Source organism: Microbacterium sp. Root180, from assembly GCF_001428485.1.
Taxonomy (GTDB): Bacteria; Actinomycetota; Actinomycetes; order Actinomycetales; family Microbacteriaceae; genus Microbacterium.
This window is the reverse complement of record NZ_LMHS01000003.1, coordinates 828,835-853,716: the sequence shown is the minus strand read 5'-3', so window position 1 is coordinate 853,716 and position 24,882 is coordinate 828,835. Positions and strand designations below refer to the sequence as shown.

Annotated in this window: 17 protein-coding genes; 13 read left to right on the top strand and 4 right to left on the bottom strand. The window is 70.4% G+C overall.

The genetic code is table 11. The annotated features are described in order from the left end of the window. The first annotated feature begins 67 nt into the window (after positions 1-67). Both ASD93_RS11495 and ASD93_RS11490 read left to right on the top strand, forming a co-directional pair. Positions 68-1,405 carry an ABC transporter substrate-binding protein gene (locus ASD93_RS11495; protein ID WP_056122489.1) on the top strand — a complete coding sequence of 446 codons (1,338 nt, stop codon included), beginning with the start codon at positions 68-70 and terminating at the stop codon, positions 1,403-1,405. Positions 1,406-1,414: 9 nt separating this feature from the next. Continuing rightward, positions 1,415-3,475 carry an alpha-galactosidase gene (locus ASD93_RS11490; protein WP_056122486.1) on the top strand — a complete coding sequence of 687 codons (2,061 nt, stop codon included), beginning with the start codon at positions 1,415-1,417 and terminating at the stop codon, positions 3,473-3,475. A gap of 170 nt (positions 3,476-3,645) precedes the next feature. On the opposite strand, the gene ASD93_RS11485 is transcribed toward ASD93_RS11490, so the two are convergent. Further along, positions 3,646-5,001, bottom strand: a complete 1,356-nt coding sequence (locus tag ASD93_RS11485) for a cryptochrome/photolyase family protein (protein ID WP_056122483.1) — start codon at positions 4,999-5,001, stop codon at positions 3,646-3,648. Between the two features lie 49 nt (positions 5,002-5,050). Continuing rightward, positions 5,051-5,620: a hypothetical protein gene (locus tag ASD93_RS11480; protein ID WP_056122480.1), complete on the bottom strand. Its 570-nt coding sequence runs from the start codon at positions 5,618-5,620 to the stop codon at positions 5,051-5,053. Between the two features lie 95 nt (positions 5,621-5,715). Here ASD93_RS11480 and ASD93_RS11475 point away from each other — a divergent pair, with 95 nt between their 5' ends. The 5 genes from ASD93_RS11475 to ASD93_RS11455 all read left to right on the top strand — a co-directional run bounded on the left by ASD93_RS11475 (position 5,716) and on the right by ASD93_RS11455 (position 12,342). Beyond that, on the top strand, positions 5,716-6,723 hold the full coding sequence (locus ASD93_RS11475; protein WP_056122477.1) for a LacI family DNA-binding transcriptional regulator: 1,008 nt from the start codon (positions 5,716-5,718) through the stop codon (positions 6,721-6,723). A 300-nt stretch (positions 6,724-7,023) separates the two neighbouring features. Continuing rightward, complete coding sequence (locus tag ASD93_RS11470) at positions 7,024-8,760, top strand: glycoside hydrolase family 13 protein (protein ID WP_056122473.1); 1,737 nt, start codon at positions 7,024-7,026, stop codon at positions 8,758-8,760. Positions 8,761-8,790: 30 nt separating this feature from the next. Beyond that, entirely contained in the window at positions 8,791-10,158 is a 1,368-nt protein-coding gene (locus ASD93_RS11465) for an extracellular solute-binding protein (RefSeq protein ID WP_056122471.1), read from the top strand. 235 nt (positions 10,159-10,393) lie between these two features. Then, on the top strand, positions 10,394-11,362 hold the full coding sequence (locus ASD93_RS11460; RefSeq protein WP_200950668.1) for a carbohydrate ABC transporter permease: 969 nt from the start codon (positions 10,394-10,396) through the stop codon (positions 11,360-11,362). Next, complete coding sequence (locus ASD93_RS11455) at positions 11,359-12,342, top strand: carbohydrate ABC transporter permease (RefSeq protein ID WP_157536939.1); 984 nt, start codon at positions 11,359-11,361, stop codon at positions 12,340-12,342. The genes ASD93_RS11460 and ASD93_RS11455 overlap by 4 nt, the downstream gene beginning before the upstream one ends. Before the next feature lie 137 nt (positions 12,343-12,479). On the opposite strand, the gene ASD93_RS11450 is transcribed toward ASD93_RS11455, so the two are convergent. Beyond that, positions 12,480-13,448 carry a hypothetical protein gene (locus ASD93_RS11450; protein ID WP_056122468.1) on the bottom strand — a complete coding sequence of 323 codons (969 nt, stop codon included), beginning with the start codon at positions 13,446-13,448 and terminating at the stop codon, positions 12,480-12,482. Between the two features lie 315 nt (positions 13,449-13,763). Continuing rightward, positions 13,764-14,939 carry a diacylglycerol/lipid kinase family protein gene (locus tag ASD93_RS11445; protein WP_056122465.1) on the bottom strand — a complete coding sequence of 392 codons (1,176 nt, stop codon included), beginning with the start codon at positions 14,937-14,939 and terminating at the stop codon, positions 13,764-13,766. Between the two features lie 119 nt (positions 14,940-15,058). On the opposite strand from ASD93_RS11445, the gene ASD93_RS11440 reads away from it, so the two are divergent. The 6 genes from ASD93_RS11440 (at position 15,059) to ASD93_RS11415 (ending at position 24,854) form a co-directional block, all read left to right on the top strand. Beyond that, the gene (locus ASD93_RS11440) at positions 15,059-15,805 is read left to right on the top strand and encodes a hypothetical protein (protein ID WP_056122463.1); all 747 of its coding nucleotides are present in this window, start codon (positions 15,059-15,061) and stop codon (positions 15,803-15,805) included. Between the two features lie 44 nt (positions 15,806-15,849). Then, complete coding sequence (gene serS / locus ASD93_RS11435) at positions 15,850-17,124, top strand: serine--tRNA ligase (protein WP_056122461.1); 1,275 nt, start codon at positions 15,850-15,852, stop codon at positions 17,122-17,124. Continuing rightward, on the top strand, positions 17,121-18,029 hold the full coding sequence (locus ASD93_RS11430) for an HAD family hydrolase (protein WP_082569297.1): 909 nt from the start codon (positions 17,121-17,123) through the stop codon (positions 18,027-18,029). The genes serS and ASD93_RS11430 overlap by 4 nt, the downstream gene beginning before the upstream one ends. A 107-nt stretch (positions 18,030-18,136) precedes the next feature. Then, on the top strand, positions 18,137-20,107 hold the full coding sequence (locus ASD93_RS11425) for a S1 family peptidase (RefSeq protein ID WP_082569296.1): 1,971 nt from the start codon (positions 18,137-18,139) through the stop codon (positions 20,105-20,107). Next, positions 20,104-23,127 carry a hypothetical protein gene (locus tag ASD93_RS11420; protein ID WP_056122454.1) on the top strand — a complete coding sequence of 1,008 codons (3,024 nt, stop codon included), beginning with the start codon at positions 20,104-20,106 and terminating at the stop codon, positions 23,125-23,127. Before ASD93_RS11425 ends, ASD93_RS11420 begins: the two co-directional genes overlap by 4 nt. Continuing rightward, on the top strand, positions 23,106-24,854 hold the full coding sequence (locus ASD93_RS11415; protein WP_056122449.1) for a caspase family protein: 1,749 nt from the start codon (positions 23,106-23,108) through the stop codon (positions 24,852-24,854). Before ASD93_RS11420 ends, ASD93_RS11415 begins: the two co-directional genes overlap by 22 nt. Positions 24,855-24,882: the final 28 nt, after the last annotated feature.

The window sequence follows — 24,882 nt, the reverse complement described above, 5'->3', positions numbered from 1 at the left end:
TCCCCGCCGGGGGTCCCGCCCCCGGCATCCGCAGTAAATCCCGCATCACCCACAAGTTAGGAATGACATGCAGCACAACAAGAGGGCAGTCGTCACCGGCGTCGCACTGCTCAGCGCGCTCGCGCTGGCCGGATGCGCCGGCGGAGGCTCCGCAACCGACAACGGCGGTGGCGCGGATGCCGCAGCCTGCGCGCCGTCGGACGGAGACGTCACGCTCGAGTTCACCTCGTGGATCCCCGGTATCGAGGACGTCGCCGCGATGTGGAACGAGGAGAACCCCGATATCCAGGTGGAGGTGCAGACCGGCCCGAACGGCAACGGCGGCACCTACCAGAGCTTCTTCAGCCAGCTCGAGGCGGGCAACGCCCCCGACCTCGGCCAGATCGAGTACGACGCGCTCGCGAGCTTCCGCGTGCAGGACGGGCTCGAGGACCTCTCGGTGTGCGAGGACGTCGTCGCCGCCGAGGCCGAGTTCATCCCGTGGACGTGGGGCCAGGTCACCCTCGGCACCGACGGCGTCTACGGCGTGCCGCAGGACTCGGGTCCCATGGCGCTGTTCTACCGCTCGGACCTGTTCGAGCAGAACGGCATCGAGGTCCCGACGACGTGGGAGGAGTACAAGGAGGCCGCCAAGGCCGTGCGCGCCGCCGGCGGGTACATCACGAACTTCTCCACCGCCGACATCAACCAGTTCGCGGGCTTCGTGTGGCAGGGCAACGGCGACTGGTTCTCCAACGACGGCGAGGAGTGGACGGTCGACCTGACCGGCGAGCAGTCGACGACGGTCGCCGACTACTGGCAGGAGCTCCTCGATGAGGACCTCGTGGCCACCTATCCGGCCTGGACCGAGGAGTGGAACAACGCCTACAACTCGGGCGAGGTCTGGAGCTGGAACTCGGCCGTGTGGGGCGCCAACTCGATCTCGTCGGGCGCTCCCGACACCGCCGGCAACTGGTCGGTCGCTCCGTCCCCGCAGTGGGAGGCCGGCGGCGCCAGCTCCGGTAACTGGGGCGGCTCGTCCATCGCGGTCTTCAAGGGCACCGATCACCTCTACGAGGCGACGAAGTTCGCGCTGTGGCTCAACACCTCGGACGAGGCGCTGACCGCGCTCAACGAGTCGGCGAACATCTACCCCGCCACGACGGCCGGCCTCGCGCTGCCGTCGCTGCAGGAGGGTGTGGAGTTCTACGGCGGGCAGAAGATCTACGACGTCTTCGCCGAGGCGGCCGAGCAGGTCAACCCCGACTTCGTGTGGGGCCCGACGATGACGCAGACCTACGCCGACGTTTCGGACGGCTTCCAGAAGGCCGTGACGGGTCAGGGCACGCTGCTCGAGGCCCTCGAGGCGGCTCAGGAGTCGACCATCGCGACCCTGAAGGCGCAGTCCATCCCGGTTGCGGAGTAGTCTCCCCGCGTGATCCATCACCTCCGCGCCGCGGGAGTCAGCCTCGTGCTCGACTCCCGCGGCTCGGGCGTTCCGTCGATCGTCCACTGGGGACGAGACCTCGGGGCGCTCGCCGAATCAGACCTCGCCCTCCTGTCGGACGCGGCCGTGCCCGCGGTGCCGCCGAGCTCGATCGACGTCCCGCTCCGGCTGACCCTGCTGCCCTCCCTGGCCGACGGCTGGTCGGGACTCCCCGCCGTCGTGGTCGAGGGGTCGCGCTCCGCGCCGCGTCAGCGGAGCACGGTGCGCGACGGCGACGTGCTCGTCGCCGAGACGGAGTGGGCGGATGCTGTCATCACGACCCGCCTCGAACTCACGGCGCAGGGCGTGCTCCTCGCATCGCAGGCCGTGCGCAACGTCGGCGACAGCGCCCTCACGCTCACCTCTGCGGGGGTCGCCCTTCCGGTGCCCGACCGGGCGCGCGAGGTGCTGGACTTCTCGGGACGCTGGGCAGGGGAGCGCCGGCCGCAGCGGGCGGTGCCGGGCCACGGCGTCTGGCTCCGCGAGACCCGTCACGGCCGCGGCGGGCACGATGATCCCTTCCTGATGGTCGCGGGGACGCCGGGGTTCGGATTCGGCGCGGGTGAGGTGTGGTCGACGCATCTCGCGTGGAGCGGCGACGTCCGGCTCTGGTTCGAGCGCACCGACGTCGGACCGACGGTGCTCGGCGCGGGCGAGCGGATCAGTGCCGTGACCCTCATGCCGGGTGAGGAATACGCCGCGCCGACGGTGGTCGCGACGTGGTCCGGCGCCGGACTGGACGGGCTGTCGGACCGCCTGCACCCGTGGGTGCGGTCGTGGTCGACGATCGACCGGCCCCGACCGGTCACCCTCAACACGTGGGAGGCGGTGTACTTCGAGCACTCCCTGGACCGGCTCGCGCCTCTCATCGACCGGGCGGCCGAGGTGGGCGTCGAGCGGTTCGTGCTCGACGACGGCTGGTTCCTCGGACGCACCGACGACCGTCGCGCGCTGGGCGACTGGACCGTGGACCCCGTCCGCTGGCCAGGCGGCCTCGCGCCGCTGGTCGAGCGCGTGCACGCCCGGGGGATGGAGTTCGGCCTGTGGGTCGAGCCCGAGATGGTCAGCCTCGACTCGGAGCTCGCGCGACAGCATCCGACCTGGCTCCTCACCGACCCCGATTCGGTCACGTGGCGCGCACAGCACGTGCTGGACCTGTCGCTGCCCGAGGTCGAGCAGCACCTGTTCGCCCAGCTCGACGCTCTGCTCGCCGAGTACCCGATCGCCTACCTCAAGTGGGATCACAACCGTGACCTCCTGGTGCCCGACGCGGGTGCTCAGGTGCGCGCGCTGTACCGGCTGATCGACCGCCTCCGCGCCGCGCATCCCGGAGTCGAGATCGAGTCGTGCGCCTCCGGCGGCGGGCGTGTCGATCTGGGCATCCTGCGCCGCGTCGACCGCGTGTGGACCAGCGACACGAACGACCCGCTCATGCGGCAGCGGATCCAGCGGTGGACCGGCATCGTGATCCCGCCCGAATACCTCGGCTCGCACGTCGGCGACGCCCGCGCGCATACGACGGGCCGCGTCGCGGGACTCGGCTTCCGCCTGGCGACCGCGCTGTTCGGCCATGCCGGCATCGAGTCCGACCTGACGCGCGTCGGCCCCGACGACCTCGAGGCGCTGCGCGCGTGGACGGCCGTGCACCGTGCGCACCGGGAGCTGCTGCACACCGGCCGGGTGGTTCGGGCGGATGCCGCCTCCGACGCCGTCGTGATCCACGGCGTGGTCGCGCCGGACGCCGGCGAGGCGCTGTTCTCCTACGCCGTGCTCGAAGCCGCCGACGCCGCCCTGCCCGAGCCGCTGCGGCTGCCCGGACTCGATCCGGCCCGCCGCTACCGCGTCGAGGTGGTCGACGTCGGGGCTCCCGCCGCCGCGCTCGAGGACGCCCCGCCGCCGTGGCTCGCCTCCGGGGTGGAGCTGCCGGGCGCCGTGCTCGCGGCCGTCGGCTTGGCGATGCCGCTGCTGCTTCCCGGGAACGCCCTCGTGCTGCACGTCGCGGCGGTCTGAACCCGCCCGCTGTCCGCGGTCTCCGGCGCATAACTCCTGCACTTCTCGCACCGTCCGGGCACGGCGCCGCGGGATTCCGCGAGCCGCGCGCGGTGCGTGCCGGAAGGTGCAGGAGTTATGCGCCGGGGCAGCCACCCCGCGCCGCCCGCGCGGCGGCCGGCGGGCGGCGGTCAGCCGCGCAGCGCCCGCTTCACCACGTCGTACGCCGCGAGCGCGGCCTTGCGCGTCTCGCCGAGGTCGACGATCGGCTCGGGAGGATCGTCCGACAGGTGCTCCGGCGCCCACCGCCGCACGTAGTGCCCGTCGGCGTCGAACTTCTTGGCCTGCAGCTCGGGGTTGAACACACGGAAGTAGGGTGCCGCATCCGCCCCGGACCCCGCGACCCACTGCCAGTTGAAGGGGTTGTTGGCGGCATCCGCGTCGACGAGCGTGTCCCAGAACCACTCCTCGCCGCGGCGCCAGTCGATGAGCAGGTTCTTGACGAGGAAGGATGCCGTCACCATGCGGACGCGGTTGTGCATGTAGCCGGTCTCCCACAGCTCGCGCATGCCCGCGTCGACGAGGGCGACGCCGGTGCGTCCGCGCTGCCATGCCTCGAGGTGGGTTGGCTTCAGCCGCGGCCAGGGGAACGCGTCGAACTCGCGCCGGAGGTTGGCCGTCGCGAGATCGGGGGAGTGGAAGAGGGTGTGCCACGCGAACTCCCGCCATCCGAGCTCGGACAGGAACCGCCCGCCGTGGCCGTGCTCGACGGCCTCGTGCCACACCGTGAACGGACTCACCTCGCCCCACCGCAGGCGCGGCGACAGCAGCGACGTCGCCCCGGCGGACGGCTCGTCCCGGGCGCGGTCGTAGGCGTCGAGGTCGTGGGTCAGGAACTCCCGCAGTCGCCGCCGCCCGGCGGGCTCGCCCGGTTCCCACGTCTCGCGCAGGCCGTCCGCCCAGTCCGGACCCGTCGGTAGGAGGCCCCAGTCCTCGAGCTCGTCCGAGGCGATCGGATGCCGCGCCCCCGCCACCTCGCGCGGCTCGGGCAGCGGCTGCCGGGGCGCGGGAAGCGCGAGGCACGCGCGCCAGAACGGGGTGAAGACCGAGAAGTGCGTTCCGGCGCCGGTCGTGACGGTCCACGGCTCGAACAGGAGCGAACCGGCGAACGAGGCCACCTCGACGCCGTCCGCGCGCAGCCCGGCCTTGAGCGCGGCGTCGACCTCGCGCTCGGGACCGCCGTAGCGCCTGTTCCAGAAGACGGCGCCGGCCGCGGCATCCGTCACCGCCTCGCGGACGACGCGCTCGGCCGGTCCGCGCCGCAGCACCAGGCGGGCGCCGCGTTCGGCCAGCCGCTCGCCGAGTGAGGCGAGCGAGTGGTGCAGCCACCACCGTGCGGCGCCGCCGAGCGCCCGGACGCCCGGCGACTCCTCGTCGAGCACGTACAGGACCACGACCGGCTCGCCTCGGTCGACGGCCGCGCGCAGTGCCGGGTTGTCGGCCAGGCGCAGGTCGTCGCGCAGCCACACGATCGAGGGGCTCGGCATGGCTCCATCCTGCCCGCCCCGGTCGCCGGGGAGGCGGGGTTGACAGGGTCTAGCCGCGCACGAAGGGAACGGAGGCCGCGTAGCCCTCGGTGCCGAGGTGCAGCACGAGCTCGTCGCCGGCGCAGGTGTACGACGATGCCGACACGGGCCACTCGGCGAGGGTCTCCGCCGTCTCGGACGCGAAGATCGCGCTCGCCGTGCCGTCGTCGGTCGGCGCGACGGTCAGCCCGTTGTCGCGCGCCGTGAGGGCGAGCGCCTCGTCGTCGGCCGTGTACTCGCCGGTCATCGTGCCGCCGAGTGCGACCGAAGCGGTGTGGCCGAGCCAGGTGACCGAGGTCGGCACGTCCTGCTCGAACGAGAATGTGCCGTCGGACGCGAACGAGATGCTCGCGGATGCTGCGGGGTCGATGACCCCGTCCGGGTACTCGAGACCGCCGGGCAGGGCGTCGTAGATCGGCTGGAGCTCCGCTGCGCCGACCGACCACGAGCCGACGATGCACGCCGGTGTCGGCGTCGGGGTGGGTGTGGGCGCTGCCGTGTCCGTGTTGGTCGCCGTGCACCCGGTTGCGAAGGCCGCGACGATCGCGAGGAGGGTCACTGTGCGCGTCGCTTTCCCCATCGGTCCATCATGGGGGCAGTCGGGGCCGAGCCGCACACGCCCGGGCAATGTATCCCGCTTGCGCGATCCTGCAAGTTCTTGCGTACACTGAGCGCATGTCGAAGCGTCTCGCCGAAGTGGCGCGCAAGGTCGGTGTCAGCGAGGCCACCGTCAGCCGCGTGCTCAACGACAAGCCTGGCGTGTCCGACGCCACGCGCAAGGCCGTGCTGACGGCGCTCGACGTGCTCGGCTACGAGCGGCCGACCAAGCTGCGTGGGGAGCGCGCGCGACTTGTCGGCCTCGTGCTGCCGGAGCTGCAGAACCCGATCTTCCCGGCGCTGGCCGAGATCATCGGCGGTGGGTTGACGCAGAACGGCTACACGCCGCTGCTGTGCACGCAGAACGCCGGCGGCATCACCGAATCCGACTACATCGACCTCCTGCTCCAGCAGCAGGTGTCGGGAGTGATCTTCCTCGGCGGCAACTACAGCCAGGCGGATGCCCCGCACGACCACTACGGCAGGCTGCGGCAGGTGAACCTCCCCACGGTCCTGGTCAATGCGCGCATCCCGAAGCTCGACTTCGCGACGGTCTCGACCGACGACGGCGCGGCCGCGGAGCAGGCGATCCAGCACCTCCATCAGCTCGGCCATCGCCGGATCGGGATGCTGCTCGGCCCGTTGGATCACATCCCCTCGCAGCGCAAGCTCGCCGCCGCGCGGCCCTTGCTGGAGCGCCTCGGCTCTCCGCTCGACGACGCGCTCGTGGTGCGAGGCCTGTACTCGCTCGAGTCGGGTCAGGCAGGAGCATCCCGCCTCTTCGCCGCCGGCGCGACGGCCGTCGTGTGCGCGAGCGACCCACTGGCTCTCGGCGCCGTGCGCGCCGCCCGTCGCGCCGGCCTGCGCGTGCCCGACGATGTGAGCGTCGTCGGCTTCGACGACTCGTTCCTGATGAGCTGCACCGAGCCGCCCCTCACGACGGTGCGCCAGCCGATCGAGTCGATGGGCCGCACGGTGATCGACCTGCTGCTGTCACAGATCGCCGGCACGACCGAGCCCGGCGACGAGCTCCTCTTCGAGCCCGAGCTCGTGCTGCGGGCCTCCACCGGTCCCGCCGCGGCCTGAGCCCGCCCGCCGCCGCGCCGCCGCGCCGCCGCCGGCCTGAGCCCGTCCCGCCCACCCGTCGTGTCACACGATCGGCGGGTCCTCGGCTCCTTCACGCGCGCGTCGTGTGACACGGCCACCGGCGCCGACCGGCCACGCCACCCGGCCACGGGCTCGGCGGCCGGGGACGGCGTTCACGCAGCCCGCCGCCGGCTGTCACACAATCGTGATCTTGCGTGATTCTGTCTAAGACTTGCAAACAACGCGAACCCGGAATACATTCGTCGCATCGAGTCCTTCCCCCCGACGACGAGGAGATCCGTGGACAGCGACGTCCTCACCCGAGCCGACCAGGCGCCCGCCGCGCCGGCGCCGTCGACCGCCGACCCGCTGTGGTGGCGCTCCGCCGTGATCTACCAGGTCTACGTGCGCAGCTTCGCCGACGGAAACGGCGACGGCACGGGCGACCTCGCGGGCGTCCGCGCCCGGCTCGGCTACCTGAAGGACCTCGGCGTCGACGCGATCTGGTTCAACCCCTGGTACCCGAGCCCGCTCGCCGACGGCGGCTACGACGTGCAGGACTACCGCGACATCGATCCGCGCTTCGGCACACTGGCCGAGGCGGAGGCGCTCATCGCAGAGGCGCTGGAGCTCGGCATCCGCACCATCATCGACGTGGTGCCCAACCACATCTCCGACCAGCATCCGTGGTTCCAGGAGGCGCTGGCGGCCGGCCCCGGAAGCCCCGCGCGCGAGCGGTTCTGGTTCCACCCGGGCAAGGGCGAGAACGGCGACGAGATCCCCACGCACTGGGTCTCGAGCTTCCAGGGCGAGACGTGGACCCGCACGACGAACCCCGACGGCACGCCGGGGGAGTGGTACCTCCACATGTTCACGCCGGAGCAGCCCGACCTGAACTGGAACCACCCCGACGTGCGCCGCGAGCACGAGGACATCCTGCGCTTCTGGTTCGACCGGGGTGTCGCGGGTGTGCGGATCGACTCGGCCGCGCTCCTCATCAAGGACGCCGACCTGCCCGAGGTGGGCGAGAAGCCCGACCACCCCACCGAGGACCGCGACGAACTGCACGACGTCTACCGGTCGTGGCGGGCGATCGCGGACTCCTACCCCGGCACGCGCGTGCTCGTCGGCGAGATCTGGGTGCCCGACATCGACCGGTTCACCGCGTACCTGCGGCCCGATGAGATGCACACCGCGTTCAACTTCGACTTCCTCGCGCGGCCGTGGGGCGCGGCATCCTTCCGCGAGTCCATCTCGGCCACGCTCGCCGCGCATGCGCCCGTCGGCGCCCCGTCGACCTGGGTGCTCTCCAACCACGACGTCACGCGCCCGGTCACCCGCTACGGCCGCGAGGACACGGCGTTCGCGTTCCTGAGGAAGCGGTTCGGCGTGCCGACCGACCCGCAGCTCGGGCTGCACCGCGCCCGCGCCGCCGCGCTTCTCGTGGCTGCCCTCCCCGGCAGTCTCTACATCTACCAGGGGGATGAGCTCGGGCTCCCCGAGGTCGAGGACCTTCCGCTGGACCTCATCGAGGACCCGATGCACTTCCGCTCCGGAGGCACGGACCCGGGAAGGGACGGATGCCGCGTCCCGCTCCCGTGGGCCGGGTCCTCCGCCCCCTTCGGCTTCGGACGCGACGGCTCCGCGCCGTGGCTCCCGCAGCCGGCGGGCTGGAGCGGCCTGACCGTCGAGGCCCAGGCGGCCGACCCCGACTCGACCCTCAGCCTCTACCGCGAGGCACTGCGCCTGCGGCGCGCGCTCCCCGCCCTCGGCGACGGACCGCTCGAGTGGTGGGACGACGCCGCGCCGGCGGCATCCGACGTCCTCGCGTTCCGCCGGGGCGACGACTTCGCCTGCGTCGTGAACACCGGCGACGACCCCGCGGCCCTCCCGGCGGGCGCGGACCTCTTGCTCTCGAGCTCGCCGCTCGAGCACGGCGCCCTTGCGGGCAACGCCACCGCGTGGCTGCGCATCGGCGCAGCGACGGATCCCCACCCCACCGCACACACCACGGAGGCTCCCGCGCCGAGAGGCTGACGCGGGAACCGCCCAACGAAAGGAAAGACGATGAAGTCACCAGCAAGGGTCCTGCTCGCCGGTGTCGCCGCCGCGGCGACCGTCGGCGCGCTCGTCGGCTGCTCCACCGCCGGAGGCGACGACAGCAGCGGAAAGACCGAGCTGCGCGTCGCGACGTTCCCCCCGGGAGCGGATGCCGCAGCCTACGAGGCCTTCGCCGCCCAGGAGAAGCAGTTCGAGGACGAGCACCCCGACATCGACATCATCGGTGTCGAATACGAGTGGGAGGGCCCGACCTTCGCCGTGCAGCTCGCCGGCGGAAGCCTGCCCGACGTGTTCACGGTGCCGTTCACCGACGCCAAGACGCTGCTCGAGAACGACCAGCTCATGGACGTGACGGCCGAGATGGACGACCTCGGGTACACCGACAGCTTCAACCCGATCATCCTCGAGGGCGTCACGGGCGACGACGGCAAGATCTACGGCTTCCCGCGCCAGGCCTACGCCAACGCGCTCTCGTACAACCGCGAGCTGTTCGAGGCGGCCGGGCTCGACCCCGACAGCCCGCCGACGACGTGGGACGAGGTGCGCGAGTACGCCAAGAAGATCACCGACGAGACCGGCAAGGCCGGCTACTCGCAGATGGCGATCAACAACACCGGCGGCTGGCAGCTGACGGTGGGCACCGTGGCCCGCGGCGGTCGCACGCAGACTGACAACGGCGACGGCACGGCGCAGTCGACGATCGACAACGACGCCACGCGCGGAGTCCTGCAGTTCCTGCACGACCTCAAGTGGGAGGACGGCTCCTTCGGCTCGAAGGTCGACCTCGACTGGGGCACGATCAACCAGGAGTTCGCCGCCGGGAACATCGGCATGTACACCACCGGCTCCGACATCTACACGGCGCTCGTGCGCGACTTCGGTCTCGACTCGGACGTGTACGGGCTCACCGTCATCCCGCTCGAGGGCGACGACCCGGGCACGCTCGGCGGTGGCGACATCGCCGTCATGAGCCCGACGATCGACGACGAGACGAAGGCCGCCGGCGTCGAGTGGATCGACTGGTACTACATGCAGAAGCTGCTGGACGAGGATGCCGCGGTGCAGGACGCCAAGACCCTCAACGAGTCGGGCCAGGCCGTCGGCACGCCGCTGCTGCCGGTGCTGAGCCGTGAGCTCTACGAGGAGTCCCTCGTGTGGATCGAGCCGTACATCAATGTGCCGCGCGATCAGATGGCGCCGTTCACCGACGCGATCTGGGATCAGACGCCCGTCGGCGAGGCCAAGGTGAAGACGCAGGAGGTCTACGCTCTCTTGGACACCGTGGTCCAGACGGTCCTCACCGATGAGAACGCCGACATCGACGCTCTCCTCGCGCAGGCCCAGACGGACGCGCAGGCGCTGCTCGACTCGTAGGCCCATCGGATGCCGCGGCCCGGTCTCGCCGCCGGGCCGCGGCATCCCTCCCTCCCTCCCTCCCTCCCTCCCTCCCTCCTTCCTTCCCTCCCTTTCCTTTCCGTTTGTGCGGGCGAATGCCTGCTCCGTGCTCCGCCCACCCGGGCATACGCCCGCACAAACGGAGCGGGGGCGGGGGCGGGGGCGGGGGCGGGGCGGGGACAGAATCGGAAGAACCCACAGCGAAGGCCCCCGAATGACAGCCACCCTCCCGGAGCGGCCGGCCGCGGCATCCGCCCCTCCCGCCCCGCCGCCGGCGCGGCGAAGGATCCGCCGCTCGCCGCTCACGTGGTACCGCGGCGGCGGGCTCGCGAACCTGCTGTTCGTGCTGCCGATGCTGTTCGTGTTCTTCTTCTTCTCGTGGTCGCCGATCGTGCAGTCGGTGATCATGAGCCTGCAGAAGACGAACATGATCGTCTCGGAGTGGGTCGGGTTCGACAACTACGTCGCGGTGATGAGCGATCCCGAACTCGGTCGCGCGGTCGTCAACACGGTCTACTTCGCGTTGCTTGCCCTGCTGTTCGGGTTCCCGCTGCCGCTGTTCGTGGCCGTGCTCATGAGCGAGGTGCGCCGCGGCAAGGGCCTGTACTCGGCGCTCGCGTATCTGCCCGTCGTCATCCCGCCCGTGGTCGCCGTGCTGCTGTGGAAGTTCTTCTACAGCGCCGACCCCTCGGGCGTCTTCAACACCGTGCTGGGGTGGTTCGGGATTCCGCCGCAGCCCTGGATCCAGTCCACGGTGCAGGCCATGCCGTCCCTCGTGATCGAGGCGACGTGGGCAGCCGCGGGCGGGTCGATCATCATCTACCTCGCCGCCCTGCTCTCGGTGCCGCCGGAGCTCTACGACGCCGCCGAGGTCGACGGCGCGGGGATCTGGCGCAAGGTGTGGCACGTCACGCTGCCGCAGCTGCGCGGCATCCTCTTCATCATGCTGATCCTGCAGGTCATCGCGACCGCGCAGGTGTTCCTCGAGCCGTTCCTGTTCACCGGCGGAGGTCCGGCGGGCGCGACCAAGACGATCCTGCTCTACATCTACGACAAGGCGTTCCGCAACAGCCTCGGCGGCGACTACGGCGAGGCGACCGCGGTGTCGGTGCTCCTCGCGATCGTGCTCGCCGTCCTGTCCTGGCTGTACTTCAAGCTCACGAACCGCTGGAGCACCTCATGACCACGTCGATCTCCACCGCCGAGGGGCGCGAGGGGCTTCGCGGGTGGCTCGGCCGCCGCGGCGCCGGTGGCGGCCGCAAGCGCGAATCCCTCGACGACCTCGCGGACCGCACGGTCGTGTCGGACTCCGAGCGCCGACGCCCGGGCACGCGGTTCGGGATGTCGCTCACGCACGTCTTCCTGTTCGTGACGCTCGTGATCGCCGGACTCGGGCCGATCCTCTGGCTCGCGAAATCGGCGGTGACCCCCACCCAGGACACGCTGCAGCAGCCGTTCGCGCTGTGGCCGAACGGGATCGACTGGGCGAACCTGTCGACGGCGTGGAACGACATCCACATCGACCTCTACTTCTGGAACACGATCGTGATCGCGCTCGGCGCGTGGGTGACGCAGCTGTTCATCGCGACGACGGCCGGCTACGCGCTGTCGGTGCTGCGCCCGAAGTACGCACCAGTGCTGTCGGCGCTCGTGCTGGCAACGCTGTTCATCCCCGGCATCGTGCTGCTCGTGCCGCTGTACCTGACGATCGTCAACCCGCCGCTGCTGGGCGACGTCAGCCTGCTCAACAACTACCTGGCGGTATGGCTGCCGATGGGGGCGAACGCGTTCAACATCCTGCTGGTGAAGCGGTTCTTCGACAATCTGCCGCGCGAGGTGTTCGAGGCCGCGAAGACCGATGGGGCGGGGCCTTTCCGCCTGTTCTGGTCGATCGTGCTGCCGATGTCCAAGCCGATCCTCGGAGTCGTGTCCGTGTTCGCGATCATCGCGGCGTGGAAGGACTACCTCTGGCCGATGCTGGTGCTCCCCGATCCGGCCGTGCAGCCGCTGTCGGTGCGCCTGCCCGCCGTGCAGTCCCAGACCGAGCTCGACGTCTTCCTCGCCGCGCTCGCGATCGCGACGCTCATCCCGATCGCGATGTTCCTGGTGTTCCAGTCGGTGTTCCTGCGGTCGGCCGGGCTCGGCGGCGCCGTCAAGGGCTGAGCCGCGCTCGCGCGCCCCAGTCCCGGCCCCGCCGAGGCCGAGCCCCGGCATCCGTCCGTCCTCTTCTTTCCGTTTGTGCGGGCGTGTGCACGCGTGGAGGAACACCGTTGCGGGCAATCGCCCGCACAAACGGCCGGTCAGGGACGCCAGCCTCGTGAGACGAGAGCGGAGCGCACGCGCTGAGCGACACCGGCCGGGTGGCGCATCTGGTCCTTGACGACCTGCACGACCAGCCAGCCGGCCGCGACGATTCGGTCGAGCTGTTCGGTGTCCAGACGGAACTGCGCATCATCTGTGCGATGCTGCTCGCCGTTGTACTCGACCAGGACGAGGTGGCGAGGATAAGCGAGGTCGCCATGTCTGATGAAATGCCCGCGCACATCGAACAGTGGGTGGTTCACGATCGGCTCCGGCAGGGCTGCGTCAGCCAAGAGGAGGCGCAACTCGGTCTCTTTGGGCGAATCTGTGCGGGGACGTACGAGCTCGAGCGCCGCGCGGAGCCTCTTCGCGCCGTGACGTCCGGCGGACCGGGAAACCGCGTCGTCGAGCTCAGCCATCGTCGAGTGCGGGTCGATCCGCCGGACGAGGTCATCGCCGACGGTGACGAGCTCATCCAGGAGGACCAGTGGGGCCAGTGCACACCAGGTCTGGACGGCGCTGGTCATCCGGCGGCCGTCGAGTTCGATTGCCGAGGTCACATCCCGGGGAGCAAGGTGCGATCGGATGCCGACGATCTGCGGCCGCTCCTCGCGCCGGGCAACCGACACGTGCACCGCGACATCGCGCTGGAGCCGCACGGGCAGCGGCAGCTCAAGCAGCCTGGCTGCCGTGATGTGGCTGAGGACGGTTCGCGGTCCGACCAGGAGGAGCGCAGCATCCACTCGAGCGAGGGCCACGGCGTGCAGCCGCTCCCAATAGTCCTCCGCACCGCGGATGTCGGTCTCGCCGAGTCGGGCAAGTGAGGTCGAGGGCACCCGAACGCCATGGAACGGCTTGTGCAGGTCGCTGCGGCTGAGGCGTCCGGGCGAGACACCGAGCTGCCGGGCGGTGCTCGAACGGAATCCCGATCGCGAGAGCTCTTCGGGCAGGGGTGCGGGTCGGGGCATCCGTCGACCCTGCTCTTCGCCGACCCGCGCTCGGTGCCTCTCTCCGATCCCGGCGAATCCCGGCCGGATCCGGGCTCTGGGGAGGAACCGCCCCCTCCTCTTCCGTTCGTGCGGGAGTATGCGCGTGCGACACCGGGTTCGGGCGGACAACCGCCCGCACAAACGGAAGAGGGCGCGTGCGACACCGGGTTCGGGCAGACATCCGCCCGCACAAACGGACGAGGGTTCGTGCGGGAGTATGCGCGTGCGACACCGGGTTCGGGCAGTCATCCGCCCGCACAAACGGAAGAAGGATGTGGTCGAGCGGAGGCCGCGTCAGAGGCCGGCGGTGTTGTGGCCCTTCGGCACCGTGATCAGCAGCGAGCCGGCGTCGACGCGCGTGCGCACGTGCACGGCCTCGCCGAATTCGTCGCCGTCGAGCTGCACCGGCGTGGCCTGAGCGGTCGCGATCTCGATGCCGGTGCCGCGGGAGTACTTCACGGCGTTGTCCTTGGTGCGCAGGGTGAGCACGCGGCGCCCGGCGCGGAACCGCCGGAGCACGCTGTTGTCCCACGCGACGCGGCGCCACACGAAGATCCATCCGAGCGGACCCTTGGGCTGGAAGATCACGATGTCGAGCGCGCCGTCGGCGACGGATGCCTCGGGGATGAGCTCGAGGCCCGCGGGAAGCGAGCCGCAGTTCGCGAACAGCACGCTCTGCACACGGGCGGAGTGCAGGCGCGAGCCGTCGAGCTGGTACATGACGCGGAAGGGCTTGGCCGACGCGAGCGAGCGTGCGGCGCCGTCGACGTAGGCCACCCAGCCGACGGTCTTCTTGAGCTGCGGGCTGGTGTTGGCGATCATCGCGGCGTCGAGCCCGATCCCGCCCATCACCACGAAGGCGTGCTCCGCGACCGTGCCGTCGCTGCGCCGGAGGGCGGCCCAGCCGACGTCCATCGGAAGGCGATCGCCGTCGAACGTCGCCCGCACCATCGCGTCGCCGCCGTCCAGCGGCAGCCGCAGATTGCGCGCGAGAAGGTTCCCGGTGCCGCTGGGCACGATCGTGAGGGGCACGCCGCTGCCGGTCATCGCCTCCGACACCGCGCGCACCGTCCCGTCGCCGCCCGCCACGAGCACGGCATCGACGCTCTCCTCCAGCGCCTGCCGCGTCACGTCGTCGCCCAGGTCGTCCACGGTCGTCTCGTAGAAGAGCGGCTCCGACCAGCCGGCCGCCTCGGAGAGCCGCTGGACCGTCGCGCGCAGCGCGTCGGCGTCGACCTTGATCGGGTTGTAGACGAGCGCGGCCTTGGGAGCGGGTCGCTCCTGCCCGCCCTCCATCGGGCGTGGCTCACCCTCGGGTCCGACCCGCCGGGCCTCGCCGCCCTCGCCGCCGGCCGAATCGGGCTCGACGTCGTCAGGCTCGCGGATCACCCCGTCCGGTTCGGCAGCCCCGGCAGGGTCGAGCGCCTCGTCGCCAGGCCCCGACCGCTCCTGATCCCGCACGCTCGCCATGCGTACACCCTACGGCCGCGCCGGGAGTCGGCCGATCGGACGGGGTCGGCGCGAGTGGGACGCGAGACATACACCGCCCGGTGCCGGAGCGAGCGCCCCGGAGCCAGTACCGTACTGCCGTGACGTTCTTCGAGCCCGGCCCGACGGACTCCCGGCGACGGCACTCCGACGATCCGCTCTCGACGCCGAGGGAGGAGCGCCGACGGCGGGCGACGGTCCGGTGGAGCAGCGCCGCCGCCGCGCTGTGCGCCGTCCTGTTCGTCGCTGTGGTCGTGATCGGTCCGAGCACGGTCATCGGCGCAGTGCGGAACGTGTTCGCCCCCGGCTACGCCGACCTGAGCGACGAGGTCATGGCGCTCGCCGAGAAGGCTCATCTCACGGAAGAGGGCATGCAGCTGCTCATCGAGACCCGTCCGCAGCTGGTCGATCGCGATGCGGTCGCCGAGGCGTGCCAACGCCCCGCCGACGATCCGCCGACCGGCTGCTACGTGGCGGTGGGGAACTTCGACCGCATCTTCGTCGCGCAGCCCGCCGACCCGCGCGCCGCCGACCTGGCCGTTACGACGCTCGCGCACGAACTGCTGCACGCGGCGTACGCGAACTTGAGCTCCGCCGAGCGCGTGCGCCTCGGTCCGCTGCTCACTGCGGAGCTCGAGCGCGTAGCGATCGATGACCCGATCCGCCGAAGCATCGAGTGGTCGGTCGGAGGGCATGAGGCGTCACTCGAGAGCGAGATCTTCGCCTACCTCGGCAGCGAGGTGGTGCGGGTGGACGGGTTCGCCCCCGATCTCGAGGCCATCTACGCCCGCTTCTTCACCGACCGGGTCGCGTTGGCTTCGCTCTCCGGTCGCCTCGACGACGACTGATGGCATCCCGCGGCCCTGTCACGAGCGGCGACTAGGCTGGCAGGGTGATCGATCCTGTGCTCCTCCGCGAGAATCCCGAGCTGGTCAAGCGCTCGCAGGAGGCCCGGGGGGAGTCTCCCGACACGGTCGACGTGGCGCTCGCCGCCGACCGCGACCGTCGAGCGGCGATCACGTCCTTCGAAGAGCTCCGCGCCGCCCAGAACGCCCACGGCAAGAAGGTCGCGCAGGCGCCGAAGGAAGAGAAGGCGGCCCTCGTCGCCGAGGCCAAGCAGCTCAGCGAGCGGGTCAAGCAGGCACAGCACGCCGTCACGGCCGCGGAGGAGGCATCCGCTCTCGCCCTTTCGAAGATCGAGAACATCGTCATCGACGGTGTACCGGCCGGCGGCGAAGAGGACTTCGTCACGCTGCGCACGCACGGCGAGATCCCCCGGTTCGACTTCGAGCCGCGCGACCACCTCGCGCTCGGCGAGATGATCGACGCGATCGATATGGAACGGGGCACCAAGGTCTCGGGCAGCCGGTTCTACTTCCTCAAGGGCATCGGCGCGCGCCTCGAGCTCGCGCTCATGAGCCTCGCGCTCGACCGGGCGCTGCAGGCCGGCTTCATCCCGCTGATCCCGCCGACGCTCGTGCGGCCGGAGGTCATGCGGGGCACCGGATTCCTCGGTCAGCACGCCGCCGAGGTCTACCACCTCGAAGAGGACGACCTGTACCTCGTCGGCACCAGTGAGGTGCCGCTCGCCGGCTACCACATGGACGAGATCCTCGACCTCGGCAAGGGCGCCAAGCGCTACGCCGGCTGGTCGACCTGCTACCGGCGCGAGGCCGGCTCGTACGGCAAGGACACCCGCGGCATCATCCGGGTGCACCAGTTCAACAAGCTCGAGATGTTCGTCTACACGACGCGCGAGGACGCCGAGGCGGAGCACGTGCGTCTGGTGGAGCTGCAGGAGCGGATGCTGCAGGACCTCGGCCTGAGCTACCGCGTGATCGACGTCGCCGCCGGCGACCTCGGCTCGAGCGCGGCCCGCAAGTACGACGTCGAGGCGTGGGTTCCCACGCAGAGCGCCTACCGAGAGCTCACCTCCACGTCGAACTGCACGACGTACCAGGCGCGCCGGCTCGACATCCGTCATCGCCTGCCCGCCGACCGCGGCGGCAAGACCGAGCACGTCGCGACGCTCAACGGCACGCTCGCCACCACGCGGTGGATCGTCGCCCTCCTCGAGACGCACCAGCGCGAGGACGGCTCGGTGGTCGTGCCGGAGGTGCTCCGTCCGTACCTCGGCGGCCTCGAGGTGATGGAGCCCGTCGAGTGACCGAAGCGCATCTGCCCCCGACGGGATCGATCAAGGTCGTAAAGCCGAAGAAGGCGGCCAAGCTCGTCGAGCGGGTCGCGCGCGACACCGAGGACGAGGCCGTCGTCACCGAGCGGCTGCTCATCGCGCTGGACATCGACGGCACCGTCATCCTCGAAGACGAGTCGCTCAGTCCCGGAGTGGTCGACGCCGTCGCGCATGCGCAGCGCGCCGGGCACGAGGTCATGATCGCGACCGGCCGCAGCTGGGAGGGCACGCAGGGCATCCTGCGCATGCTCGGGATCGCGCCCGAGTACGTCGTCTGCTCCAACGGTGCCGTCGTCCTCAAGCGCGTCGACGCCGGCGCGCTGCACTACGACCGCGAGCACGTCGAGACGTTCGACGCCACCGAGGTGCTCACCCAGCTGCGCGAGCATCTTCCCGACGCGCGCTACCTCGTCGAGCTGCCCGACGGGCGGCGCCTGTACACCGAGTACCTCGACGACTGGAACCTCATGCACGCCCAGCGCGTCTCCTTCGAGGAGCTGGCCGCGCAGCCCGTGTGCCGCATCGTCGTCGTCGCCCCGGAGCAGCAAGAGCAGGACTTTGTCGACCTCGTCGGCCGCATCGGCCTCAACGAGGTCTCGTACGCCGTGGGCTGGACCGCGTGGCTCGACATCGCCCCGCAGGGCGTCGACAAGAGCACCGGCCTCGAGCGCGTGCGCACCGAGCTCGGCATCGATCCCTCCCACGTGCTCGTGATCGGCGACGGCCGCAACGACCTGGGGATGTTCGGGTGGGCGCTCGAGAACGGCGGGCGCGCGGTGGCGATGGAGCAGGGTCCGCAGGAGGTGCGGGATGCCGCGGGCGAGACCACCACGTCGGTGTCGGCCGGTGGCGTGGCCGAGGTACTGCGGAAGCTGTAGCGAACCCCCAAGGTCAGCCGCTTTGCCCGACCTCTTGCGCCGGATAGCGGAGTGCACGACACTGGCCGGAACAATGGGGTGGTGCGACTCGTCGAGGAGTGGCGCGGATGCAGCTTGAGGATTTCGGGGATCAGCTGGCGAGCAGTACGTATCTTGTGACGACCGGCGCAGACAAAGGCACCGCGTTCGCGGTGTCGTCGAGGCTGCTCGTTACGTGCCGCCATGTCGTTGAGAAGCGGGAGAAGGGCGACGAGGTGGAGCTCTCGTTCCCCGGTCGTCCCGCTCGCACCGCGAAGGTTCTGCAGAAGTTTCCGGCCGACGACGAGCTTGCCGGCCGGGCGGCCTCCGATCGGTGGCCGGATCTTGCGCTTCTGGAAGTCGTCGGCGAGCCCCTCGCGACCGCGGTGATCCTCGACGCTCGTCTTCCCGCCGACGAGAACGTGGTGTACGTTGGCGGCTTCCCCGCGCAGGAGGCTGTCGGGTACCAGACGCGGAACTACGGCATCGGGTCGAAGTTCAACTTCGACGCAGCGGGGCGCCGGTATGTGCTCATCGCCGGGGAGAGCATCGATCCCGGGATGTCGGGAGCCGCTGTCGTCACCTCCGATGGTTTCGTGTGCGGGTACGTCCGCGTGACGCGTGGCCGGCAGACGCAGCTCGGGGGCTTCTTCGTACCGATCCGCGACATCCTTCCTGAGATCGACGACCTCCGCCTGCTGCACGATCGCCCGGATCCGGCGGTCAAGGCGTGGCTCGACCTGTACAAGCAGATGGAGCTCAAGGACTTCGAGCGCGACGAGAACGGTCATCGATTCGACGCAGAGGTGGCGAAGCCTGAGCTTGTCGACATCCAGCTCCAAGACGTGACGCAGGTGGATGCGGCGGCGGCGAGCACGTCGATCCAGGCGTGGACAGTGGGCATGCTCGGGGCGGACAAGGATACGCCTACCGCGAGGGCGGTGGCAGACCTCGAAGGGGGAGTGCTCGAGGCGGTCGACTACTGGTCGCGCCGGACAAACCTCGCGGACGAGGATCAGGTCGGCGTGCTCGGCCAGGTACTCGCGAGCGGTCTGCTGGTGAAGCAGATCGCAGCGAAGGCGAGGGCGCTGCCGAGAGCCGAGCCCCCCATCGTTCGGCTGCACTTGTCGAAGGATCGGTTGATGACCATGCCGTGGGAGTACGCCGACAACCTCGCGACCTCGCCGGAATGGTCGTTCGCTCGCTACGTGGACCGCAAGAAGTCCCCGACCGTCGCCCTCGCTGAGGCGAGGGTGCTCATTGTCCTGAACGCGATCGAGGGGGTGCACAGCGCGACGTTCGCGGAGTCGCTGTTTGAATACCTCAGCTCGAGCTTCCCGCGCATCGAGTTCACCCTCTACGACGGCATCAGCGGCCCCGAGTTCGTCAAGGTCGCGCGCGAGGGGTGGGATGTCATCCACATCGCCGGCACGGGGTGGAGCGACGGCGCTCTCGCCTTCCCCGAGCAAGGCGGCGAGCAGGCGCCCGGTGAGTTCGCGGAGCGGCGGATGGAACGCAAGCAGTGGCGCACGATCGTCAAGGCGCTCGCCGAGTCGCGCGCGAAGGTGGTCGTCCTCCAGGTGGGCACGCCTCGATTCGAGGCGCCGCCGATGCTCTCGACCTTTGTGGACGTCTTCGAGCCCGACCGTCGCGCCGACGGCTCGGTGGTGCCCACGGAAGCGCACGCGCTCATCCTGACGCAGCATACGACGACGACCGACCACATCACCATGTTCACCCGGGCGTTCTATGCCGCGCTCGACCTCGGCTATTCGATCGAGCGCGCGGTGCAGACCGTACGGGAGAACCTGCGAAGCGACCCGCCGAACTCGCCGGTTGAGGGGATCGGCAAGGACCACGCCGCGTTCGGTGCTGTGAGCGTCGTGACCACAGCCGAAGGCAACGTCCGGGTGCTCACGGCGCCGCCGGCGGCCACTCCGCCGCCCCCGGCCGGAGCCAATGCGTATGGGGTCGGTCAGGGGCCGGAGGCCCCGGTGCCGGCTGCCCGGCAGTTCCAGCGCAGGGGGCCGAGCGTCGGAGCGAGGAAGTTCGGCCAATGAAGTACGAAGAGGCATCACGCAGTGAGTCGCCGGCGTCCGACGCCGAGTCCTCCTCGGCGCGATTCGAGCCCGCGCTGTCGCCGGCGCCCCTCGAGGCCGCGCTCGAGGGGGTGACCGACGTCGTCGCGAGAATCGCGATGCTGCTTCGCGAGGGCACCGCGGAAGTCACTGCGCGAGACGTCGACATCGCGGACCTCGCTGCGAAGTCTCTAAAGAAGCTGTCGTCGGCCCTGGGTGCTGCGGGGGCGCTCGTGGAGTCACGTGCGACGCATGCCGAGTGGGATTCCCGGTTCGCTGCGCGAGGTCGCGCCGAGCGCGCTGCCCGGCTGCAGAGTGAACTCGCTGATGACATCGATCGAGGAACAGTGCGCTGGTTCGAGGCCTGGTTCGATGCGATGATCGCGGGCGCCGCGGACGAGGCGTGGAGCGTGCTGCGGGCATCGGTCGAACTCGCCCCGTGGGCGGTCTGGCTCCCCGATCGCGCGGCAGCGCTCCAGCTCTCCGTCGAGTATGCGCGAGACGATCCCGAGAGCGCGGCGGCCCTACTCGGCGGACTCGTCGACATGCTCATCGACGACGAGGGTGCGGCATCCGATCTCGATCACGTTTTCGGCCGTTTGCAGCAATTCGGCCGTGACCCCGTCCGCTCGCGGGTTCTGCTCCTTGTCGTCGCGGCGCGGGTGCTCGCTCTCGCCGGAGACTCTCAGGCGGACCGTCTCGTCGAACAGGCGCGACACCTCGTCGGCTACGCCGAAACGGGCAGTCAGGCGGCTCTCAACCGTGCGGTGGTCACCACGGAGTCGTTCCTCGCCCGACACAGCGTGGGCACGCATCGCCCCGGGCGGAGCTGGGCGGCACGTGGAGCAGTGGCGGACCTGTTCGCGATCCACGAGTACATCGAACTGCAGCGGTCCGAAGCGGACGCCGATGATCCCGACGGAGATCGGGCTCTGGCCGACATTCAGAGCCTCGTCGACGGCCTGCACTCCGTCGCCGGCGGCGCGGAGCGCCTGGACATGATCTTCGAGACGCCCGCCCCGGAGCTCGTGCTCGCGCTCGCGACCCGCCTCTTCGCCGAGCGCGAGTTCGAGCGTGCCCAGGCGCTGCTCGGGCAGCTCGACGGGGTGGCGCTCCGCCCCGAGCTGCTCGTCCCGGCGAGCGATCTGGAGGTGCGCATCACCGAAGCCACCCACCCTTCGTCCGATGTGCTGGCCGACGAACTCCGCTCGGCCGGGAACAGGGCGCTCTGGTCGATGATGAGCGTCGAGGCCCGTGGGTACTTCGAGCGCGCGTTGGAGGTGCGCCCGACGGACGCGGCCACCATGCGGGGTCTCGCCGACGCACTCCAGGCCGGCGCCTTCAGCGAGAAGGATCGCGCGGTTGCGGTGCGCGATCTGGAAGCGGCGCTCGAGCTCACTGCCCGGGCCGCCGAACTCTCACCCATCACCCTCGCTGACGCGTGGGCTCACTCGCTCGCTCGTGCCGTGTACCAGCAGTTGTACCGCGTCGCGGCGCGCCCGAGACCCGAGCATCCTTGGCTCGCCCTCGGCGAGACCGTGGCGGCCATCCGCTTGGGCGACGTCTCTGACGCCCGGTGGGCGGGTCTCGTCGCGGATCTCATCGACGTCGGGCTCATGCACACGGCGTCCTTCGTCGCCGACCGCCTCGATCCGGCGTCGCCCGAGGCGCTCCGCGCGCGTGCATACGCGGCTCTCAACAGCGGCCGGTACGGCGAGGCGATCGAGCTGCTCGACCAGGTCGAGCCCCAGCCGGACGAGTACGCAGGATGGTTCGACGCACTACGGGGGATCGCGTACGGGTCGCTCGGGGAGATCGAGAAGGCCGACGAGTGCTTCGACCGTGCGCGCCGCGCAGAGGATCTTCTCGAGTACCCCAACTGGGCCGCCGAGATGCACACGCGTTATGGCGAAGGTGCCGGCCGGCTCTGGGCAGAGGTCTGGAAGCGATCCGATCTCGCCAATACCGCGCAGAGCGGATTCGCGACCTGGGCGGCGATCTACCAGAGAGCAATGAGATCTGCGCGCGATCTCTCCGAACCGCTGGCGCCGAGTTGTGAACTCGCCATGGCGCCGTGCTCGGCCGACACGGCTTTCGCGGTCGTGAACATCGTCAGCGCGGATTCCACGAGCGGATGGGCGATGCTTCGCGAACGTTTCGCGCGCACGCTGGTCGCGGAGGAGTTCGACCTCAACCGCGTGTTCGTGCGCGAGATGCTGCGACGGCAGCGAGACGAGGATCCGGGGCTCGACGCCCGCTCGGATCGGATCGTCGACCGCTTCGACGGGCTGGTCGAGGAGGTGCGGGCGGAGATCGAGTCCACGCGACCTGCTGCGGACAGTGGAGCTCTCATGCATTGGGAGTGGGACCGCGCCGTCAGGGCGCTTGCGTCGCCTCTGGCCACAGGCTTGATCGGTGATCTGAGAGAGATCCTCAGTACAGACTTCGTGCCGAACGACGAAGCGGGCGGCGGCGAGCCCAGCGAAAGTGGATCGGATGCCGTCGCAGAGGCATTGCTCGATCCGGCTTCCCGAACACTTCGCCTCCTGATGGGCCCGGAGTGGGTCGACAGTCTCTCGGCTCTATCGGAACCGGGGAAGGATCCGCGCCTTTTCGTGCGGGGTGTTCTTCTCGCGCGCGCCGCGCTGGTGCGATCGGGCGATCGATACACGTCTCTTCGACCCTTCGAGCTGGACATCGACGACTCTCTGGACCGGAAGTCGGTGGTGGTCGAACTCGCCGACGGACGAGCACCGATCACCGGATTCGTCGACTGGGAGGAGTGGTTCGCCCCCGAGGCGTGGGTCGTGGCGCAGCGACCCGAGCGGGTGCTGCGCGACGCGTCGGCGATCCCCGGCCTCGTGCGTGTGGCCCCACCGGCCGATGCGAGCGACCGGGTGAGCTCCTGGAGCGGCGTGGAGACGCTGGCCCGGCTGGCGTACTCGATCGCTGCGACCGACGACGAAGGGTTCAGTGAGCAATGGAACGCGCAGCAGTCCTGATCGGGGTGAGCAGGAGCGGTGGGCTGGACCACCTGCCCGCCGTCGGCGACTGCATCGACGCGATGGAGGAATGGGCGCTCGCGCAGGAGATGACCCGCGAGTCGGTGATCAGGGTGACGGACATCGATGGTGGCGTCGTCACGGCCGCCGACGTGAGGAAGGCCATCAAGACTCTGTGCGACCGCGGCACGATCGGGCAGCTCATCGTGTACTTCGCGGGGCACGGCGTCTATCAGCGCTACAGCGAGTACTGGCTGCTGTCCGACGCGCCCGACGACCCGCAGGCGGCCATCAACCTGCACGGGACCGTCGAGCTCGCACGTATGGCCGGGGTCTCGGAGGTCGTCTTCATCGCGGATGCCTGCCGCACCGGCGGCAGCGGAATCGAGATGTCGAACGTCACCGGCAGCGAGGTGTTCCCCAACGCGGGACCGGCCGGGGGAGAGAGCCCGGTCGCGATCTTCTTCGGCGCCGAGCTCGGGTACGCAGCGCACCAGGTCAAGGCCCCCGGAGCCGCCGACCCGCGGTACCGCGGCGTCTTCACCGAGGTGATGGTGTCGGTGCTGTCCGGCAAGGAGCCCGCGCTCCTCGAGCGAGGCGGCGCGGGAGAGGAGGGATTCGCCTTCGTCCGCGCGCGACGCAGTCACACCGCGCGGCTCAAGCGCCTCGTCGGGAAGAAGCTCGACGAGCTGCAGGTGGATGCCGCCGTCTTCCAGAATCCCGTGGTGCGGCCGGAGTCCGAGGAGTCCTGGATCGCCCGGTTCGAGTGGCACGGCGGCGGGGAACAGTCGCCCGGAGGCATGCCCGGTGCCGGCGGGGACGAGGACGACGGTGCGTACACCGGCGAGGTCGCGGCCCATGATTCGGTGGGCGAGCAGCTCCGCTCTCTGCGGCGGCGTGAACTGTCCGTCGACGAAGCCGGGATGCCGGGCGCGGACGGCGTGGGCGAGCTCGCCGACGGCGTGCTGGTGGTCGCCGCACCGAACGGGGCGGGCCAGGCCGACGGGCTCGTCGCTCCCGTCGAGGCCGTCCTCAGCCTGGAGGGGGCGACGCTCACGGAGGCGATCTCTCCCGACGCCGCGGTGCTCGACCCCGGCTCGCGCGGCGCGCTGCTGAAGCTGGAGCGAGCGGCCGCGGGCTCGGTCTTCGCCGTGACCGACGACGGACGCGGCGTCATCCTGCCGATCGTCGAGCGATGCCTCACCCGGGCCGCCTTCGTCGAGGGGGAGCTGCGCGACGTGGCGGTCGGGTCGCGCAGCGCGCGCCCGTCCTTCCGCAACGAGCAGTTGCGCGGCCTCCTGGCGGCGGCCTCCCGGGTGGACGCCCTCGAACTCGATGCGGACGAGGTCGACGCACTCGCCGCCGCCGCCCTGGACGAGGACGGTCTCGACCCGATCCTCGCGCTCCTCGCGGCGACCGCGTTCTCGGCGCTTCGACGGCGTGACCTCGTCGCCGAGGCCGCCGTGCAGGTCCAGCGCGCACTCGGGGTGCAGCTGTTCGACCTCGCGCTGCTCACGGGTGCGCTCGACGGCACGGTCCCCGGCGACCGTGAGGGAGTGATCCCCGCGGCGCCACTGTTGACGCGGCACTGGTCGATGCTCGGAGCCCGCAACGTGTCGCTCGACCCGGATCTCGCTGCGCTCGAGTCGCACCTCACCGCTTCCGTGTGGACCCAACTCGACGAGCAGGGCGTCGAGATCGCGCGTCGAGCGTTCGGCAGGGCCTGAACGGGCCGTCGAGAAACGGAAAGAGGGA